Here is an 18,226-nt window from a genome sequence, read left to right on the forward strand (position 1 = left end):
CACACGCCTTAGTAACATCTTTATAACTTCGCGACTCGCGCGCCGCGTCGGGTGTCGGGGCGCCTTTCGCGGCCGTCGGAAAAGGGTTACAAGTAAGTTAACTTCCCCGTCGCCAGGTCGTTCCGGCGCGCACCGCGGCGACCAATCCCGCGCCGATCCAGAGGGCCAGCAGCGCCACGCCCGCCGCCGGCAGGCCGCGCGCCGGGGCGCCCGTGTCCACGACCCGCCCGTCGGGGTAGACCACCAGCCCCACCCCGAGTGCGCGCAGGGCCCCCGCGTCGCCGAGGCTGTCGGCCGCCTCGCGCCAGCGCGCGGAGGCCTGGTCGACCACGACCCCGTCGACCACCAGCTCGCCCGGTTCCACCACGTTCATCACCTTGGGGGCCGGGTCCACCGCCGGGGCCCCGTCGCCGCGCAGGATCAGCGCTGGCCGGTCGACGAAGAAGACGTCGCGGCCCCGGTCGTCGACGGCGGGCACCTCGACCTCGGCCACCGGGCGCAGCGCCGCGAGGGCGACGGGGGCGTCGGGGACCTGCAGCAACGCCAGCGCAAGCGCCGCGACCGCCCGGCGGGTGGGCAGCGCGGCGGCAGCCTGGACGAAGGCGGGAATTGCCAGGATGAGCCCCTTGTGGGCGTCGCGAAGCAACCCGCCCCCGGGCAGCGTCGCCACCGCCCAGGTGAGCGCCCCCGCCCAGGAGAGCAGTGCGAGCGCGAAACCGGCACCCGCGAGAAGGAGCAGGCGGCGTTCCACCCCGCGCCAGCCGAGCGCCAGGAGGACGAAGAGGGCAACCCCGAACAGCGCGAAGCCGGCCTCGCGGGAGGCGGGCACGGCCGCGGCGTTCCAGATCCCGCCCAGCCCCGCCAGCGAACCCAGGGTGCCCGCGCCCGCCTCGGCGCGCGGCGCGAACACCTCGGCCGATGCCGCCGAGGAGGTGCCCGGGCCGGCCAGAGCGCCGCCGACCACCCACGGCAGGCACAGCGCGGCCGAGAACACGGCGGTGCCCCACGTGCGGGAGGCGGCCACGGCGGCGAGCGCGCCCGTCGGGGTCAGCGAGGCGAGCCAGCGCCACCCCCAGGCGGGCGCCACGGCGATGAGGGGCATGAGCCACCCCGCCACGGCGAGAGACCACTGCCCCTGCAGCAGCCGCTCCACGACGAAGGGGTTCCACACCGCCACAGTCATCGCCGCCGCCTTGCCCCAGGCGTGCGGGGCGGCGCGCCACCCGGCCCACGCGGCGCAGCCCGCTGAGGCGATCACGATCGCCCGCACCGCCAGCACCGGGAAGGGGAGGATGCCCAGCAGCGCGTCCTGCGGGACGTTGCGCGCCGGGAGGTCGCCGAAACCGAGGGCGGCCCGCGTCAGCGCCATGTCGGGCAGCACCATCATGTCCCGCAGGGCGAACGCCCCGCCGGGCAGGAGGAAGGGCCACGTTACCGCGAGGACGAGCAGGGCCGCGTAGGCCTTAGCGCCGCGCAAACGCGACCGCCAGCCACGCCAGGGTGAGCACCGCGACGAAGCGCGTCACCCACGCCAGGACCTGCAGGGCGCGCAGCACCGCGACCTCGCTGCGCGCCTTATCGACGGCCCGCGCCCGCGACTCATCCGAGAGCCGGAAGAAACCCTCGGCGGGCCCGCCGGAGGTGGTCCACGTCTCGTCGAGCACCCGTCCTGTGCGCCGCTCCAGGTCGACAATGCGCTCCGCCCGGTAATCCCCGTCGGTGATCTCCGCCTGGTACTTGTACGTCTCCAGCCCGGCGACGTTGCCCGGCCCGACGTAGTCCATCGGCACGGCCTCCAGTGAGAAGGGATCCGAGTAGGGGTAGCTGCGCCGCTCCGGCTGGTAGGGGAAGAAATAGGTCAGCCCGCCGCGGTCGCGCACGGGGAAGGTGGTGGCGGCGTTGGCGGTGTAGGAGTCGCGGTGCTCGGTGCCGTCGATAAGCAATCGCGCGTTGACGTCCACCTCGTCCTTCTTCGCGCCCTGGGTGAGCGTGGTTTCCACGGTGAAGGGGACGGGGCCGTCGTAGGTGGACGTGAACTCGGCGGGGCGCGGCATCGCGCGCTGCGCGGAGATGACCACGGGGGCGATGAGGTTGACGGCGAAGCAGGCGAGGAGAACGACAGCGGCGATGCGCGCGCGCCTGACTCCTACAATGAACACATCAGAAACAATAGCCTACTGCCGGAACTTGAGGGCTTGCGCGCCGTGGCCTCCCTCGGGATCCTCGTCACGCACGTGGCGTTCCAGACCGCGACCGATTCGCCGGTGCTCGCCCGCTTCGACTACTTCGTCGCCGTCTTCTTCGCGCTGTCGGCGTTCCTGCTCGCGCGCGGCACCCCGCGGCCGGGCTACTACCGGCGCCGCCTCGCACGCATCGCCCCCGCCTACGTGGTCTGCGTCGTCGTTGTTTCCCTGGTCCTGCCCGAGCTTTCGCTTCTCGACGCCCCCCGCTTCCTCGCCAACCTCTTCCTGCTGCAGATCTACGTCCCCGACGGTCTGGTCGCCGGCCTGACCCAGATGTGGTCGCTGTGCGTCGAGGTGGCGTTCTACCTCCTCCTGCCGCTGTACCTGAGGCTGAGCCTTTCCCGGCGCCGGCTGTTTCTGGTGCTGGCGGTGCCGCTCTCGCTGCTCTGGCCCTGGCTGGTCGACTCTGTGAGCTGGGTGAACATGCAGATCTGGCCGCCGTCGTACGTCCCCTGGTTCGCCGTCGGGCTCGCCGCCGCGGAGGCGGAGCGCGCCGGCCTCGCGTGGCGCTGGCCGCGCTGGCCGGTCGCCCTGCTGTTCCTGCCGCTCGCCTGGCTGGGCGGGGTGCTCGGGCCGGAGGGGCTCGAGCACCCGACCCCGGCGGAGTTCAACGTGCGCGTGCTCATCGGCGCGTGCTTCGCCGCCGTGCTGGTGGTCCCGTTCGCGCTGGGCCCGCGCGCCTCGGGCGTGCTCGCCTCGCGGGTGATGACGCACCTGGGCCGCTGGTCCTACTCGATCTTCCTCTGGCACGTCGCGGTTCTCTCCTTCGCCTTCCCGGTGCTCGGGGTGCCGGTGTTCAGCGGGCGCTTCGTGCCGGTGCTGCTGTTCACCGCCGCCGCGAGCGTGGCCGTGGCGTACGTGTCCTACGAGTGCGTCGAGGTCCCCGGGGCGCGGTGGGTGTCGCGCGGGCTGGAGCGGTTTGGTCGGCTGTCGGGGTACTTCGGGGTAAGAACAGAAGGGTAAGAATCCACCGATTCCGGCCATTCCGGTGGATTCTTACCCTTCTGTTTTTGCCCTGTGTCAGCCGCCCTACAGAAGGTCGCGCATCTTCGGGTTCACCAGCGCGCTGACGGCGGCCTTGGCGTCGGCGGCGGTGACGGCGTCGAGCGCGTAGGCGGCCATCTGCTGGCAGGTCGCCCGGTCGTGCAGGCGCAGCGCGGCGCGCACGGCGGGCACCTTGGACACGGCCATGGACAGGGAGCTCACGCCCAGGCCGACCAGCACGAGGGCGAGCAGCGGGTCGCCGCCGGCCTCGCCGCAGACGCTGATGGGCTTGCCGGTGGCGTCGCCGCCGAGGCAGGTCGCCTTGATCATCTGCAGGACGGCGGGCTGCCAGGGGGAGAGCAGGTCGGACAGGGCGCCCTGCATCCGGTCGGCCGCCATGGTGTACTGCGACAGGTCGTTGGTGCCGATCGAGGCGAAGTCGACCACCGAGAGAAGCTGCTTGGAGGCGATCGCCGCGGCGGGGATCTCGATCATGATGCCGACCTTCGGCAGCCCCCGGCCGCGCGCCTTGTCGGCGAACCAGGTGGCCTCCTCGACGGTGGCGACCATGGGCGCCATGACGCGCAGGTCCGCGGTGCGCCCGGTGGCCTCGTAGGCCGCGGCGAGGGCGTCGAGCTGGGTGTCCAGCAGGTCCTCGCGAGCCTGGGAGAGGCGCAGCCCACGGCGGCCCAGCGCCGGGTTCTCCTCCTCGCCCAGGTTGGCGAAGCTCAGCGGCTTGTCGGCGCCGGCGTCGAGCGTGCGCACGACGACGCGCCGGGTGCCGAACGCCTCGAGGACGCGGGAGTAGGTCTCCGTCTGCTCCTCCAGGCTGGGCGCGCTCTCGCGGTCGAGGAAGAGGAACTCGGTGCGGAACAGGCCGGTGCCCTCGACGTCCCGGGCGGCCGCGGCGGCGCCGTCCTCGGCGGTGCCGATGTTGGCCAGCAGTGCGACGGGGTAGCCGTCGGCCGTAACGCCCGCGCCGGTGGACTCGGCCAGGGCAGCTTCCCGACGCTCCGTGCGGCGCCGCAGGTCAGCCACCTCGTCGTCGGTGGGGTGGACGATGACCTCGCCGGCGCCGCCGTCGATGGCCACGTGCGTGCCCTCGGCGATGTCCATGACACCGCGGGCCTTGACCACGGCCGGGATGCCCAGCTGCGCCGCCAGGATGGCGGTGTGGCTGGTGGGCCCGCCGCCGGCGGTGACGATGCCGACGACCAGCTCCGGGTTCAGGCCGACGGTCTCGGCGGGGGCGAGGTCGTCGGCAAGCAGGATCGCGGGCTCGGTGATGTCGGGCACGCCGGGCTTGGGCAGTCCGCGCAGCTCGCAGATGGTGCGGTCGCGGACGTCGTAGAGGTCCGTCACGCGCTCGGCCATGTACCCGCCGAGGCCGGCGAGCAGCTGGGCGTAGTCCTCGGTGGCGTCGTGGACCGCGCGGGTGACGCCGGAGCCCTGCTTCAGCTTCTTCACCACCGCCTTCGCGAGGGCGCGGTCGCTGGCCAGCTGGGCGGTGGCCTCCAGGATCGGGCGCGCCTTCGGGCTGGCGTGCTCGGCCTGCGCCTTCAGCGACGCGGCGACCGAGGCCATGGCCGCGCGGACGCGCTCGCCGTCCGCGGCCGGGTCCGTCGACGCCGGCTCGTTGGTGTCGACCCCGGGGGCGGGGAGGACCTTGACGACGCCAGCGTTCGCCGTTCCGGTGGATACTCCGATGCCGTAGATGACGGTGTGCTGCTCGATCATCTGTCTACCCGGGGCCCTACTCCGCGTCGAGGTCGCGCTCGAGCATGGCGGCGAGCTCGTCGAGCGCGCCGGCGGCCTCGTCGTCCTCGCAGGTCAGCGTAACCACGTCGCCGTGCTTGGCGCCCAGCGTCATGACCTCGAGGATGGAGGCGGCGTCCGCCTCCTCGCCGTCGAAGGAGATGGTGATGTCGTAGTCGTACTCGCCGGCCGCCTGGGTGAACAGCGAGGCGGGTCGGGCGTGCAGCCCGACGGAGGAGCCGATGGTGGCGGTGCGGGTGATCATAGTGGGGTCCTTTCGAATGTTTTCGGTTCTAGTGCCTGTATACCGCTGCGCCCCCGTGGTGTGCACGATGCGGGCGATGTGCAGTGTGAGGTAGGAGACCTCGTCCTCGGTCAGCTCGGCCCCCAGGCGCAGCTCGATGACCGAGGCGATGCGCTGGGCGCACTGGTAGGCCTCGGGGGAGGAGTCGCGGATGGCCTGGCCGATCGCGGAGTGGTGCTCGTCGAGCTGCTCGTGGTTGGCGATGCGCACGAAGAGGTAGCGCAGGTGGGTGATGAAGCGCCCGACGCTGACGCTGTCGGGGTCGAGGGTGAGCGAGAAGTCGCTCTCGATGATGCTGACCAGCTGCTGGAGCACGCCGGTCATGGTGTAGGTGAAGCTCAGGTCGCCGGTGGAGAACCCCGCGTTGACCAGGTGCAGCGTCAGGGCGACCGCCTCGGAGTGGGGGAGCTGCTCGATGCCCCGCTGCGCGAGGGCGTCGTTGATGTGGGACAGAATCCGCTGCGCCTGGCGGTACTCCTCGCCGTAGAGCTGGCTGACCTCGGCGAGCAGCGGGTAGGTGGCGTGCTGCCCGCTCGCGGCGCGCGACAGGGCGAAGCCGATGTGGTCGGCCAGCGCGATGAGCAGAGACGCGTTCTGCGCCGTGGAATCGGGCAGCCCGGCGGCGGCGACGGCGTCGGTGACCAGGTTGACGTGCGCGAGGGGAATCTCGGTGAGCAGGGAGGCAACGTAGTCCGGGTCGCGGCCGTCGGCCGGGACGAAGACGCGGGTGATCCGGGAGGCGTCGATGGCCTGGCCCGGGCGCGCCTGGAACCCGATGCCCCGGCCGGTGACGATCTTCTCACCGGCCGGGTCCTTGGCCAGGACCACGTTGTTGTTGAATACTCTCAGGATTTCCATTGCGCTGGTCGCCATCACGAGCGATTATGGCTGAACTTCGATGACCGTGTCGCCGGCGCGCACGCTGCCCACCGCGACAGCCTCGACGCGCTCCATCTTCTTGGTGTTGGTCACCGTCATGAGCGTGGTGGTGGAAAAGCCCGCGGCGGCGACGGCGTCGAAATCGACCTGGGCGAGGGTGTCGCCCGCCTCGACGTGCTGCTTCTTCTCCACCCGGACGTCGAAGCCGCGGCCGTCCATCTTCACCGTGTCGATGCCCACGTGGACGAGGACCTCGACGCCGTCGTCGGTCTTGATGCCGAAGGCGTGGCCGGTCTTCGCCACCGTCATGAGCGTGCCGGAGACCGGGGCGACCACGGTCGACTCGCTCGGCACGATGCCCACGCCGTCGCCGAGGGCGCCGGAGGCGAAGACCTTGTCGCCGGCGTCGGCCAGGCCGACGACCTCGCCCGCAATCGGGGCCCGCACCTCGACGAGCCTGGTCGCCACCGCGGTGGCGACGCCGCCTGCGGCGGGCTCAGCCGGGGAAGGCTCGGCCGGGGCGGGTTCGGCGACGGGCTCGACCGGGGCGGCGGGGGTGGCGTCGTCAAGCGCTGCCCTGGCCTCGGCCTTCTGCTCGGGCGTGCGGTAGTCGGTGAGGATGATCGCGAACATCGCGACGAAGAAGGCCACCGCGATGGAGATGACGTAGACCCACATCGGGCTGAACACCACCGTGGTCAGCAGGGAGGTGAAGACGAACGCCTGCGTCTTCACACCCTCGAAGGGCGCGGACAGGATCGCGATGGTGATGCCGCCGGCCAGGCAGCCGAGCAGCATGCGCGGGTAGATCCTCTTGAAGCGCAGGTGGATGCCGTAGAGGGAGGGCTCGGAGATGCCGCCGAAGAGGCCCGCGGCGAGCGCGCCGGTGGCGGTCTGGCGCATCTGCGTGTCGTGGTCGCGCAGCGACAGCGCCAGCACGCCAGCGGTGGCGCCGAAGCAGGCGAAGTTCCACACGCCCATCGGGCCCTGGATGAAGTCGTAGCCCAGCGTCTGGATGTTCACCAGCATGAGGGCGTTGAGCGGCCAGTGCAGGCCCAGCGGAACGAGGAAGGGGTAGAGCAGCGGGATCATGATCGCGAAGACGAAGGGGGCGTTCGAGTTCATCCAGGCCAGGCCCGCGCCGATGCCGTTGCCCAGCCAGATGCCCAGCGGGCCGATGAGGAAGGCCGTCAGCGGGATCATGATGAGCATGGAGATGAACGGCACGAACACCATCTGCACGTTCTCCGGGAAGATCTTCTTCAGGCCGTGGTAGACAACCGCGAGGATGGCCACCATGATCAGCGGCACGAACACCTGCCCGCCGTAGTCGTTGAGCTGCATCGGCAGCCCGAAGACCGTGGTGCTGAACAGGTCCTTGCCCAGGGCCTCGTTGGTGGTGGCGACGGTTTCGGAGAAGCGCTCCGGGTCCGACAGACTCATGAACTCGGGCGTCATGAGCGCGGCCATGATCGCCGCGCCCAGCCAGGGGTCGACGCGCAGCTTCTTCGCCGCGTTGTAGGCCACCATGACCGGCAGGAAGTAGAACACGCTCTTCCACATGGCGTCGAAGAAGACCCAGGTGGCGGACTTGTTGTCATCGCGGAAGGCGACCACACCGAGCGCGTCGAGCACCGCCGCGATCGCGATGATGAGCGACGCGCCGAGCAGCACGCCCAGGATCGGACGGAATGAATCGGAGAGGTACTCGAAGAAGTTGTCCAGCCAGGCGTACCTGCCGCGCGCCTTGGAGCGGGCCTCCGCCTTGACGTCCTCGTCGGACTTCGCCGCCGCGCCCGCGCCCTTCATCTCGGGCAGGTGCTTGATCGCGGTGTACATCGACTCGACGCCGCCGCCGCAGATGACCTGGTAGCGGTTGTCGCCCTGGTGGATTGCGCCGAGCACGCCCGGCACCTTCTCGATCTCCTCCTCGTTGATCTTGGAGATGTCGTTGAGTTCCAGGCGCAGGCGCGTCGCGCAGTGCGTCAGGCTGGAGATGTTCTCCGGCCCGCCGAGGTTGGCGACGATCGCCCGCGCACTGGAATCTTTGGTGGATCCCATCGTGACCTTCTTTCGGTTAGGCCAGGGCCATTAACGCAAAAAGACCCGAGGCACCGCGAAGCGGCGGCCTCAGGTCTTGCCTCATGTGAGTAACAACCCTGGGTTGAAGTCTGTACTTACAGATCCTAGTCCGCCGCCGCGCCACCCGGCAAGGGGTCTGTGCGAAGACCTCAGCGCATTTTGCGCGCTTGTCGACGCCCCATTTCGCGCCGAGGTCTTCCACGGGGTGCTACTGGGGCGCTACCGGGGTGCTACTCATCCCCGAACGCCAGCGCCGCGACCGCCCCGCACCCGGCGGCGAGCACGAGTGCGGTCCCGCCGGCGTAGTTCTCCTGCGGCCAGGGCGCGCGGGCGAGCCACAGGCCCATGAGCCCGGTGAACCCGCTGGCCAGCGCCCAGGAGGGCAGGAGCGTGTAGCGCCGGATCGCCCACACGGCGGCGGCCGCGGCGGCGCCCGGGGCCAGGCCCACGGCGACGGCGGCGACCAGCGGGGACACGGTGGCGGACGGCCCGGGGGCGAAGGGCTCGGAGCGTCGCCGCGCGAGCAGCGCGCAGCCGACCAGCGCGGCGAGGGAGACGGCGCCGCCGAGCAGCAGGCTGAGCCGGTAGGGGCGCTCGCCGGCGAAGGTGAGGGTGAACGTGCCGCTCACACCGGGTGGGACGCGGAAGGCCTGGGCGCCGGCGTCGAGAAGCTCTGGCTCGAGCTCGACCCCGTCGACGCTCGCGCGCAGCCCCTCGTTGAAGGCGAGGGTGGTGAGGATGCGCTGCTCGCCTGTCGACGCCCCCACCTCCCCTCCGAAGGGCACCCAGCCCCCGGTCGGCGGTGCTGCGCGGGTGAGCAGGAGCGTCTCCGCGTCGGTGACGACCTCGTGGGTGCCCGCCTCGAGGTGGACGCTGCCCTCGGCGGCGGTGCCGTCGATGGTGGCCGGCGCGCTGAGCGTCCACTCGCCGGGCGCGGCGGTGGTGAAGCGGCGCTGCAGGACGTCGGTGGAGGGGAAGAGGCGCTGGAAGAAGTAGGTGTCCGCGGTGCCCGGCACCTCGACGATGCGGGTGGTGCCGACGTCGAGGGCGGCGATGCCCGCGCGCTCGGTGAGGGTGACGCGGACCCGGTCGCCGGGCGCGGACACGGTGCGCGGCTGCCCGGCGACCAGCGACACCTCGCGCTCGGTGCCGCCCGAGGCGACGCGCACCGTGGTGTCGCGGGTGGCGGTGATGCGCACGCGGCCGTCCGCGACGCTGGATTCGATCCAGCCGGTGTCGTCGCCGGGGGCGGGCCACCACGCCGTGTCCGGCAGCCCGTCGAAGGCTGCGGTGAGCGAGGCGGAGGGGTCGGCCCCGCCGAAGGAGGTGGCGTCGGCGGCCGAGCTGGACGCGCGGGCGTCGCCGACCTGGGCCACCCCCACCGGCGTGCCCGCCGAGGGGTAGTCCTTCAGGCGGTTGCGCACGTCGGCGCCCTCGGACTCGTCGCGCAGGTGGGCGGAGAGCGGGGAGTCGAGCGTGCCGTAGTTGCGCGCCGCCAACGCCGGGGTGTCCGTCACGATGTCCGGGTCGTCCCCGCCGAGGCGCGCCGGGAAGTAACCCAGCTCGCGGTAGAGAAGCGCCAGCACCTCGCCGCCGCCGTCGACGCGCACCGGCTCGGCGGAGGTGATCATCGCGCCCCGGTCGGGTTCGAGCATGTGGATGTCCACCGCGCCGAAGCTGACGGTGGGCTCGCCGAGGTCGGGCGCGTCGGGTCCGGATTCCAGGTCGTGGCGCACCACCACGGCCCCGACGCCGATCGAGCGCAGGGCCTCCGGGTCCAGGGCGGCGGCCTGCCCGTCGAGGCCCCGGATCGCCTCCGGGTCCACCAGCGGGATGGCGTCGCGCACCGCGAAGGGCGAGGAGGTCACGGCCTGGATCGGCTCGTCGCGCGTCCACCCCCACGTCTGGCGGGCGAACGACGCCGGCGGAACCACCAGGGTGCGCGTGCCCGCGGCGTGCTCGTCGAGCCACTCGCCGGCGGCCACCCAGTCCGGCGACACGGACGTCCACGTGCCCTCCGGCAGCAGGCGCAGCGACCACGCCGGGGCCACCGCCACCGCGGCGGCCAGCCCCGCCGCCACGACGGCCGGAGGGCGCGCCCGCGACAGCGCCCAGCCCACGCCGAGGACCAGGGGCAGGCGCACCAGCGGGTCCAGTTTGTGCAGGTTGCGGAAGGGCGCGAGGGGGCCGTCGTAAAGCGGCGTGAGGAAGTGGGCCGTGCCGAGGACGAGGAAGCCGAGGGAGAGCAGCAGCACGAAAAACCCGCGCCACGGCATGTCGCGCCGCGCCAGGCCCGCGAGCCCGAGGGCGGCGACCGCTGTGGTGGCGAGGATGAACACCGGCTCGGCGACCAGCACGAACCCCGCGGTGCGCTCGGCGTCGACGAAGGGCGCCCAGCTCGTCGTGCCGCGCAGGATCTCCGCCGGGTTGAGCCAGTGGGTGGTCACGAAGGCGGACTCGATGAACTCGGTGAACGGCGGAGAGTAGCGGCCCAGGACGAGCAGCAGGCCGATCCACCACACGCTGACCAGCAGCGTCCCCGCGCACCAGCGCGCCAGCGCGCCGAACTCGCGGCGCCACGCGAGCAGCACGAACGCCGGGACGCAGGCGAGGATGGTCGCGGTGGCGTTGACCGCGCCCATGAGCGCGATCGGGACGACGGCGGCCGCCACGTTGGGCCTGCGGCTCAGCAGCGGAAGCAGCGTCCACGGCACGAGCGCCACCGGCCACGCCTCCGAGGAGATCGCGGTGAGCGTGGTGAGGATGCGCGGGCTGAGCGCGTACAGCGCGGCCGCCGCGACGGCGGGAAGCCCGGGGGAGATGCCGACGCGCCGGGCGAGCAGCAGCGTGCCCGAGTACGCGACGCACAGCACCAGCGCCCACCACAGCCGCTGGAGCACCCAGTCCGGCAGCGGGAGCAGGAAGAACGGGCCCTGGGGGAAGAGGTAGCCGTAGGCCTGGTTCTGGATCTGGCCGAGCGTGAACTGCTCGGTGTAGGCGTGCGTGGCCTGGCGCAGGAACCCCAGGGGGTTCTGGGTGAGGTCGAACTTCGTGTCGGCGGCGACGCGGCCGGGAGGCTGCAGGAAGCTGAGCAGCGTCAGCGCCACCCAGCCGAGGACGTGCCCGCGCACCCCTGACCCGGGCCTACTGGCGCGAGCCGTACTCCGGGCCGCCGAGGACGGCCTGGTCGGCGGGGACCGCGTTACCGGAGGGGACGGTGCTCTGGCCAGAGAAGGAGGCGATGCCGATGACCCCGACGGCGCCCAGCACGACACCGACCACGATGCTGGCCACCAGCGGCGAGACGGCGCGGCGAAGCAGGGACGTGTTCTCCTCAGACATGGTGCTGAGCTTAGCAGTGCCGGCTGGGTACAGTGGACACGTTTCCACGCCGCACAGACCGAGCCGGGGGAGGTGAGCGCCATGCTTCGGGCTACCAGCCTCGCCGCCGCGACGGCTCTCGCGCTGTGCCTCACCGCTGTCCTCTCCGGCTGCGCCGGTCCCGACCCCGCCGAAACCCCCGAGCCCGCCGAAACTGCCGGCCCCGCCGAGCCCGAGCCCCGGCTGGAGCAGCCCGCGCCGAGCCCGCAGGAAGCCCCCGCGCCGCCGGAGCCCAGCGAGGCCGAGAAGCGGGTGCCCGCCGACCTGCGCGCGAAGGTCGCCTCCCTGATGGTGGTGGGCGTGTCCAACTACGACCAGGCGCGCGCCGCGCTGGACCAGGGCGCGGGCGGGCTGGTCATCCCGAGCTGGGCCGACCCGAAGCTGCTCACCGAGGAGGGGCGCAACATCAACGCTTTGCGCGCCGAGTACCGGCGCCCCTTCTCCGTCGCCGTCGACTTCGAGGGCGGCCGGGTCCAGCGCCACACGGGGGTCTTCGGCGCGTGGATGCCCCCGGGCGACCTCGCCCACCAGCCGCCGGAGGTGACCCGCGGCACCGGCTACGACATCGGGCGCTCGCTGCGCGCTCACGGCGTGAACGTCGATTACGCCCCCGTGCTCGACCTCGACGTGGGCGGCCTGCCTATCGTCGGCGACCGCGCGTTCGGCGCGGACCCGCTCGAGGTCGAGCGGGCGGCCACGCTCTTCTCGCAGGGGCTTTACGACGCCGGGGTCACGCCCACCTTCAAGCACTTCCCCGGCCACGGCCGCGCCTCGGGAGACACCCACGTCGCCCTCGCCGTCACCCCGCCGCTGGAGGAACTGAGGCGCCTGGACATGCTGCCCTACGGGCCCGTGCTGGGCGCGTTTCCCCGGGCGAGCGTGATGATGGGCCACATGATCGTCCCCGGCCTCGGGCCCGACGGGGTGCCCAGCTCCCTCAACGCCGAGGCCTACCGGGTGCTGCGCGCCGGGGACTACCCCGGCGGGGCGCCCTACGAGGGTGTCATCGTCACCGACGACCTCTCCGGAATGCGCGGCATCCTCGACTACGCGCCCACCCCGGAGGCGGTGAAGAGGGCGATCGCGGCGGGGGCCGACCAGGCTCTGTGGTCCTCCGGGACGGACGTGGCGGGGATCATCGACGCGGTCACGGCGGCTGCGGCGAGCGGGGAGATACCGCTCGATCGGATCGACGACGCCGCGGTGCGGACGCAGCAGCAGCTTCTGGATGTGGGGTTGTAGGGGCGTCGTCAAGCCCCGCGAAGGTCACGGCTGGGTATCAACTGGGCCATCCGGTAGGTGGGGCCGGTGCGCTCCATTACGCTGTTACGGGTGACTACGGTAAAGGCAACCTCGCGCGGCAGGAAGGGCGGCGGCCGCGCCGGCAGGATCGCCCTCGGTGTCGTCGTGGGCATTTTCGCGGTGCTCCTGGCGATCTACCTCGCCGACCTGGCAATGAACCGGGGGGCCATCCCCCGCGGCACCACCGTCGGCGGAGTGAGGATCGGCGGGCTGACCCAGGACGAGGCCGTGGACAAGCTCGAGGGTGAGCTCGGCTCCACCGCCGAGAAGCCCGTCACCGTGCGCGCCGCCGACAAGACCGCCCAGCTCGTGCCCTCGCTGGCGGGCCTGGGCATCGACTGGCGCGCGACCGTCGAGGCCGCGGGTATTGAGTCCACCAACCCGCTGACCCGCCTGGGCAACCTGTTCCGCACCCACGAGGTCGACGTGGTGCCCACCGTCAACGACGCCACCCTGAGCCCCGAGCTCGACCGCCTGCGCGGCGAGCTGCACGCCGACCCGGTCGACGGCTCCATCGCCGTCGAGGGGGACAAGGCCAAGGTCACCGACCCCGTGCTGGGCCAGGACGTGGAGCGCGCGGAGCTCAAGGAGCGGCTCACCACCGGCTGGCTCAACCCCGACGGCGTGACGGTCGAGCCGAAGGAGGTGCAGCCGGCGATCAACTCCGACGTCATCAAGGCGGCGATGGACGGCCCCGTCAAGGCCGCGCTCTCCGGCCCGCTCACCCTGCACGGGCGAGACGGCGTGGACGGGGTGATCCAGAAGGCTCAGATCGGCGAGGTGGTCCAGTTCCGCAACGTCGAGGGGCGCATCCAGCCCGAGGTCAACCGCGAGCGCGTGGGTGAGATCTTCGGCGAGCAGCTCGCCCCCACCGTCACGGAGATGAAGAACGCCCGCGTGCTCTCCGGCGGGGGCGTCGAGCCCAGCGTCGACGGCACCGAGGTGGACTGGGACGTCACCCTTGACGGCTTCGACGGGCGCCTCCTCGGCGACGGCGAGCGGACGTGGGACGCCGCCTACAAGCCCGTGCCGGCGAAGTTCACCACCGAGCAGGCGCAGAACGCCACGTTCAACGACGTGGTGGGTACCTTCACCACCGGCGGGTTCAGCTCCGCCTCCGGCACCAACATCCGCCTGGTGGCCAACACGGTCAACGGGGCGATCGTGAACCCGGGAGAGACCTTCTCCCTCAACGGCTACACCGGCCCGCGCGGCACCGCGCAGGGCTACGTCGAGTCCGGCATCATCCTCGACGGGCACGCCGACAAGGCCGTGGGCGGCGGCATCTCGCAGTTCGCCACGACGCTCTACAACGCCGCCTACTTCGCGGGCATGACGGACGTGGCGCACACGCCGCACTCGTACTACATCTCCCGCTACCCGGCCGGCCGCGAGGCGACCGTCTACGAGGGTGCGATCGACCTGCAGTTCCGCAACGACTCGCCCTACCCGGTGAAGATCACCACCAGCGCCGGCGCCGGCGACATCACGGTGAACCTGATGGGCGTGAAGACCTACAACGTGGAGTCGGTCAACGGCGGCCGCTGGGCGGAGACGCAGCCGCGCCCGCAGTCGGTCTCCGGCTCCAACTGCTCGCCGTCGGGCGGGGCGCCCGGCTTCACGACGTCCGACACCCGCATCGTCACCGACCTTTCCGGCAACGTGGTCTCCCGCGAAACCCAGACCACGGTCTACGACCCGCAGCCCATCATCCGCTGCGGCTAGCCTGGTGGCATGAACACTCGGGACACTGTCCAGGACCTCGTAGAGCGCGTTCGGTTCTCCCTTCGGGGGTTGCCCTCTTTGAGCCCGGAGGCGCTCGTCGCCCACCCGGGCGGCCACCCCAACTCGGCCGCGTGGCTGTTGTGGCACACCGGCCGCGAGCTTGACGCCCAGCTCGCCGCCCTGTCCAGCTCTTCAGAGGTGTGGACGGCCGGCGGCTTCCGGGAGCGCTTCGACCTCGGCGAGGTCGGCGACACCATCGGCTACGGGCACACCCCCGAACAGGCCCGCGCGGTGCGGGTGGAGGACTTTGCCCTGTTGACCGGCTACGTCGCGGCGGTGCTCGACGCGGTCTCCTCCTACGCGTCCGGTGTGGATGACTGGGACGAGGTGGTGGACACCTACGAGGGCGAGCCCGTCACCCGCCAGGTGCGGGTAACCTCCCTGCTTCTCGACGCCCTCGAGCACCTCGCGCAGGCGCACTACGTTGCGGGAATGCCTGATCTGTTGAGCTAGCGACAAAAGTCCGGTGCGCGGGGCTGCTTTTGTCACTTTCCGCAGGCAGGTTTTCGGCATCTGCGAAAATCTGTCACTCGCTCGAAGCCGAATGTCTCGCATCCGAGACGACGTGCGTGATCTGCCCTACATCTCCCCGCTATATGTGAGATAAGTTTCCTTCAACTGACGCTGACGCACCAAATGAAGGAGGCTGACGAAGTGACGTCCATCGATGCAGTTGTGGCTTCGTACAACGACGCTAACCCCGAAACGCCCGACTCGGGCGCGCGCCCGCGCCCGAAAGGCGTATGGCGGATGTTCGTGTACAGCGCCATCGGCGCGTTCGTCTTCTTCTTTCCGGTGACGTACAAGGGCAAACAGTCCATCCCGCTCGACCACATGGTCACGTTTGTGCGGGAGCATCTCTCCGTCGCGGTGCCGTGGTTCATTCTGGCGCTCGCCGCCTACGGTGCGGGGCGCGGCGTGGCGGGCCGGGCTTGGAAGGAGGGCCCGCTGAAGGCGCTGTTTGCTGTGTTGAACGTGGTGGGATTCGTTGTGGCTGCGCTCGTCGTGTTCGATGCGTTGCCGTGGGTCCTCGGGGAGAAGGACCTCGTGCCGTTCCTGTGGGACAAGATCGCGGTGCCAGTCGGATTGATCGTGCCGATCGGCGGCGCGTTCCTCGCCTTCCTTATCGGTTTTGGTCTGCTCGAATTCGTGGGGGTGCTCATGCAACCGGTCATGCGTCCGCTGTGGCACACCCCTGGCCGTTCCGCCATTGATGCGGTGGCTTCCTTTGTCGGCTCGTATTCCCTGGGCATTCTGGTGACCGACCGTGTCTACCAGCAAGGAGGCTACACCGCGCGCGAGGCGTCGATTATCGCAACCGGCTTTTCGACGGTTTCCGCGGCCTTCATGGTCATCGTTGCCAAGCAGCTCGACCTGATGGAGCACTGGGGCACCTATTTCTGGGTCACGTTGGTGGTGACCTTCATTGTCACCGCGATCACCGTCCACCTGCCGCCCCTGCGCCGGATCCCCGACGACTACGCGCCAGGTGCCACCCCGGACCCGGAAAAGCCGGTTGATGGCAGCCGGTTGAAGCAGGCGTGGAGGGCGGCGCTGCACGTGCTCGACCGGGTTCCGCCCCTGCGCGTGCTCGTCTGGGAAAACCTTCGCGACGGTGTGCGTCTGGCCGCGGCCATCGTCCCGTCGATCCTCTCGGTTGGCTTGATCGGTCTGCTGCTCGCCCGCTTCACCCCGGTCTTCGAGTGGATTGGCTACCTGTTCTACCCCTTCGCCTGGCTGGTGCGCCTGCCGGAGCCGCTGCTGGGGAGCAAGGCCGCCGCCATGGGTATTGCGGAAATGTTCCTGCCCGCGACCGCTGTGGCGGATTCGGGCTCGATGGTGCTGAAGTTCGTTATCGGCGTGGTTGCGGTCTCCGCGATCATCTTCTTCTCCGCGATGGTGCCGTGCATCATGGCGACGAAGATCCCGCTGAGAATCTCGCACCTGGTCCTTATTTGGTTCGAGCGCGTCGCCCTCACGATCCTCATCGCTACCCCCATCGCGCATCTGCTGTTCTAGGAGCGCTTGACGTAGACCGAGCTGTCTAGTACGTTGAATGGCGCGATCCAGAAGCCCGACGCGTCAAAGCCTCCCGGCTCGTCGGCTGGCAACCGCGCTTGTCGCGCACGGTGCCCCCGGGAGAAGATCGGCCGCGCCGCGACCCGCTGCGCGGAAGAGCGCTAAGCCAAGGAGCTGCCCATGTCCTGCGACATGTCCGCATTTTTGCCCGAAGATCTTGAAGACGACTGGGTGCCCGCCCGCTTTGACTTCGTCAAGGCAGGCCTATTCCGTTTTACCGTGGAAACTGAAAGCCACGTGCGGAAGTTCGACACCCGCGCCGCCGCGATGAACCTCGTCGACCTCATCGCGCCAGGTTTCGACTATTCGGATGCGCGCAACGCTGTGCGCACTCGTGAGGGGGATGTCCTTCTCCTGCCGGTCTCCACGCGTGTGGCGTTGCACCGTGATGCGTCACAGTGCATCCTCATGGCTGCGGGGCACAACCTGTTCTGGGGGCCTCTGTTCAAGGCGCTGGCCGCGCCTGCCGAGGACTGGGTGAAGGTCGAGTGCGTATACGCCGAAGGCACGCACGCTATCCTGTCGACTCCCACCGGGGCGATCTCGGCGTATCACCACGACGCGGGCGGGCTGCGCGAGGCAGTCGCGTACAACGCGCGATGGGGGATCGTGCGCTGCGAAGCCTCCAGCCACCCCGAGCGGATGGTGTGGATCGCCCGCACTCCCGTTTCCGCCTGCCGCTCCTAGCTCGGTCAGAAAGCGGTGAGTGCGATTGCGCTCACCACGGCGTTGTTGGCGGCATGGATCAGAAGCGTCGCCCGCAGGCTGCCGAACCACAGTCGGGCCAGGGTCAGCGACGCGCTGGTGAAGATGAGGTACACCGTCGCAGCCGGGCTGACATGTGCCGCCGCGAAGGCAATGGTGACAATGGTCGCGGCCAGCCACATGGGCACAAACCTTGCGCACCAGTCCAGCAGCACGCGCCGACAAACGATTTCCTCCAGAGCGGGGATGACTGTGGTCAGGCATGCCACGAGGAGCACGGCGGCGGGAGCTCCGAGCTGAAACCCCTCAGTCGAGGCGCTCTCGGGCGAGGAGGAGAGGCCGAACACGCCGGAGAGGATCGTCGCGCCAATTGCCCCGCCGACGAGGGTCAGGGGGATCCACCAAAGAAGGTGCCAAAGGCGGCGGGTGGGCGTCGTAAAGCCCGCCTCTCTCAACCCCCAGCCGCAGCGGCGGACGAAACCGACGTAGGCGAGCGCCGCGTCAGAAAGTGATCCACCCACCATCACTCCCAAGGCGATCCAGCCGCCGCGGTTGAGCCCCGCAGCATTGGCGACAGTGGCCGAAAGAGACAGACCCATTCAGTATTGGTCGCAGGCGCGCGCGGGCGCATCCACCCGGAGGGAAAATTGGAGCCGGCGACGAGAATCGAACTCGCACTCTCAGCTTGGGAAGCTGATGTTCTACCACTAAACTACGCCGGCAATGG

At 70.4% G+C, this 18,226-nt stretch carries 14 protein-coding genes, 1 tRNA gene, 1 pseudogene and 1 riboswitch; of the genes and pseudogenes, 6 read left to right on the forward strand and 10 right to left on the reverse strand.

All coding sequences use genetic code 11. The features are described 5' to 3' along the window. Window positions 1-97: 97 nt before the first annotated feature. Together DYZ02_RS07830 and DYZ02_RS07835 are read right to left on the reverse strand one after the other, a co-directional pair. Window positions 98-1,477 (reverse strand): MmpA family trehalose lipid delivery protein, encoded by a 1,380-nt coding sequence (locus DYZ02_RS07830; RefSeq protein WP_115685739.1) that lies wholly within the window; start codon window positions 1,475-1,477, stop codon window positions 98-100. Beyond that, window positions 1,464-2,159 (reverse strand): porin PorA family protein, encoded by a 696-nt coding sequence (locus tag DYZ02_RS07835; RefSeq protein ID WP_245945717.1) that lies wholly within the window; start codon window positions 2,157-2,159, stop codon window positions 1,464-1,466. Before DYZ02_RS07835 ends, DYZ02_RS07830 begins: the two co-directional genes overlap by 14 nt. An 18-nt stretch (window positions 2,160-2,177) precedes the next feature. Here DYZ02_RS07835 and DYZ02_RS07840 point away from each other — a divergent pair, with 18 nt between their 5' ends. Beyond that, the gene (locus DYZ02_RS07840; protein ID WP_281269001.1) at window positions 2,178-3,206 is read left to right on the forward strand and encodes an acyltransferase family protein; all 1,029 of its coding nucleotides are present in this window, start codon (window positions 2,178-2,180) and stop codon (window positions 3,204-3,206) included. Window positions 3,207-3,272: 66 nt separating this feature from the next. Here DYZ02_RS07840 and ptsP read toward each other — a convergent pair whose 3' ends face one another. The 6 genes and pseudogenes from ptsP to DYZ02_RS07865 all read right to left on the reverse strand — a co-directional run bounded on the left by ptsP (window position 3,273) and on the right by DYZ02_RS07865 (window position 11,589). Then, complete coding sequence (gene ptsP, locus DYZ02_RS07845; RefSeq protein WP_115685740.1) at window positions 3,273-4,964, reverse strand: phosphoenolpyruvate--protein phosphotransferase; 1,692 nt, start codon at window positions 4,962-4,964, stop codon at window positions 3,273-3,275. Window positions 4,965-4,980: 16 nt separating this feature from the next. After that, window positions 4,981-5,247: an HPr family phosphocarrier protein gene (locus DYZ02_RS11580; RefSeq protein WP_245945864.1), complete on the reverse strand. Its 267-nt coding sequence runs from the start codon at window positions 5,245-5,247 to the stop codon at window positions 4,981-4,983. 81 nt (window positions 5,248-5,328) lie between these two features. Beyond that, window positions 5,329-6,159, reverse strand: a pseudogene (locus tag DYZ02_RS07850) (PRD domain-containing protein); the annotation flags it as partial. Window positions 6,160-6,168: 9 nt separating this feature from the next. Next, window positions 6,169-8,226 (reverse strand): glucose PTS transporter subunit IIA, encoded by a 2,058-nt coding sequence (locus DYZ02_RS07855; RefSeq protein ID WP_115685742.1) that lies wholly within the window; start codon window positions 8,224-8,226, stop codon window positions 6,169-6,171. A 251-nt stretch (window positions 8,227-8,477) separates the two neighbouring features. Continuing rightward, on the reverse strand, window positions 8,478-11,378 hold the full coding sequence (locus DYZ02_RS07860) for an alpha-(1->3)-arabinofuranosyltransferase domain-containing protein (protein WP_115685743.1): 2,901 nt from the start codon (window positions 11,376-11,378) through the stop codon (window positions 8,478-8,480). A 13-nt stretch (window positions 11,379-11,391) separates the two neighbouring features. Continuing rightward, entirely contained in the window at window positions 11,392-11,589 is a 198-nt protein-coding gene (locus tag DYZ02_RS07865; protein WP_115685744.1) for a DUF2613 domain-containing protein, read from the reverse strand. An 81-nt stretch (window positions 11,590-11,670) separates the two neighbouring features. On the opposite strand from DYZ02_RS07865, the gene DYZ02_RS07870 reads away from it, so the two are divergent. The 5 genes from DYZ02_RS07870 (at window position 11,671) to DYZ02_RS07890 (ending at window position 17,481) form a co-directional block, all read left to right on the forward strand. Beyond that, window positions 11,671-12,870, forward strand: a complete 1,200-nt coding sequence (locus tag DYZ02_RS07870; RefSeq protein ID WP_115685745.1) for a glycoside hydrolase family 3 N-terminal domain-containing protein — start codon at window positions 11,671-11,673, stop codon at window positions 12,868-12,870. A gap of 213 nt (window positions 12,871-13,083) precedes the next feature. Then, a complete protein-coding gene (locus tag DYZ02_RS07875) occupies window positions 13,084-14,655 on the forward strand; it encodes a VanW family protein (protein WP_115686429.1) in 1,572 nt (523 codons plus the stop codon). Window positions 14,656-14,664: 9 nt separating this feature from the next. Then, entirely contained in the window at window positions 14,665-15,168 is a 504-nt protein-coding gene (locus DYZ02_RS07880) for a DinB family protein (RefSeq protein WP_115685746.1), read from the forward strand. A 201-nt stretch (window positions 15,169-15,369) separates the two neighbouring features. Further along, on the forward strand, window positions 15,370-16,734 hold the full coding sequence (locus DYZ02_RS07885; RefSeq protein WP_245945719.1) for a YjiH family protein: 1,365 nt from the start codon (window positions 15,370-15,372) through the stop codon (window positions 16,732-16,734). Window positions 16,735-16,778: 44 nt separating this feature from the next. After that, window positions 16,779-16,899, forward strand: a riboswitch (SAM riboswitch). Window positions 16,900-16,914: 15 nt separating this feature from the next. Continuing rightward, a complete protein-coding gene (locus tag DYZ02_RS07890) occupies window positions 16,915-17,481 on the forward strand; it encodes a hypothetical protein (RefSeq protein ID WP_115685748.1) in 567 nt (188 codons plus the stop codon). 5 nt (window positions 17,482-17,486) lie between these two features. On the opposite strand, the gene DYZ02_RS07895 is transcribed toward DYZ02_RS07890, so the two are convergent. Then, the gene (locus DYZ02_RS07895; protein ID WP_115685749.1) at window positions 17,487-18,098 is read right to left on the reverse strand and encodes a CPBP family intramembrane glutamic endopeptidase; all 612 of its coding nucleotides are present in this window, start codon (window positions 18,096-18,098) and stop codon (window positions 17,487-17,489) included. Between the two features lie 49 nt (window positions 18,099-18,147). Further along, window positions 18,148-18,221 (reverse strand) — tRNA-Gly (locus DYZ02_RS07900). Window positions 18,222-18,226: the final 5 nt, after the last annotated feature.

It is taken from the genome of Corynebacterium senegalense, assembly GCF_900411315.1.
GTDB lineage: Bacteria > Actinomycetota > Actinomycetes > Mycobacteriales > Mycobacteriaceae > Corynebacterium > Corynebacterium senegalense.

Bases quoted from the DNA above. Each gene is read 5' to 3' on its own strand.
- DYZ02_RS07895 (WP_115685749.1), bottom strand. From the start codon at position 18,098: ATGGGTCTGTCTCTTTCGGCCACTGTCGCCAATGCTGCGGGGCTCAAC.
- DYZ02_RS11580 (WP_245945864.1), bottom strand. From the start codon at position 5,247: ATGATCACCCGCACCGCCACCATCGGCTCCTCCGTCGGGCTGCACGCC.
- DYZ02_RS07865 (WP_115685744.1), bottom strand. From the start codon at position 11,589: ATGTCTGAGGAGAACACGTCCCTGCTTCGCCGCGCCGTCTCGCCGCTG.
- DYZ02_RS07890 (WP_115685748.1), top strand. From the start codon at position 16,915: ATGTCCTGCGACATGTCCGCATTTTTGCCCGAAGATCTTGAAGACGAC.
- DYZ02_RS07880 (WP_115685746.1), top strand. From the start codon at position 14,665: ATGAACACTCGGGACACTGTCCAGGACCTCGTAGAGCGCGTTCGGTTC.
- DYZ02_RS07870 (WP_115685745.1), top strand. From the start codon at position 11,671: ATGCTTCGGGCTACCAGCCTCGCCGCCGCGACGGCTCTCGCGCTGTGC.
- DYZ02_RS07855 (WP_115685742.1), bottom strand. From the start codon at position 8,226: ATGGGATCCACCAAAGATTCCAGTGCGCGGGCGATCGTCGCCAACCTC.
- ptsP (WP_115685740.1), bottom strand. From the start codon at position 4,964: ATGATCGAGCAGCACACCGTCATCTACGGCATCGGAGTATCCACCGGA.
- DYZ02_RS07875 (WP_115686429.1), top strand. From the start codon at position 13,084: ATGAACCGGGGGGCCATCCCCCGCGGCACCACCGTCGGCGGAGTGAGG.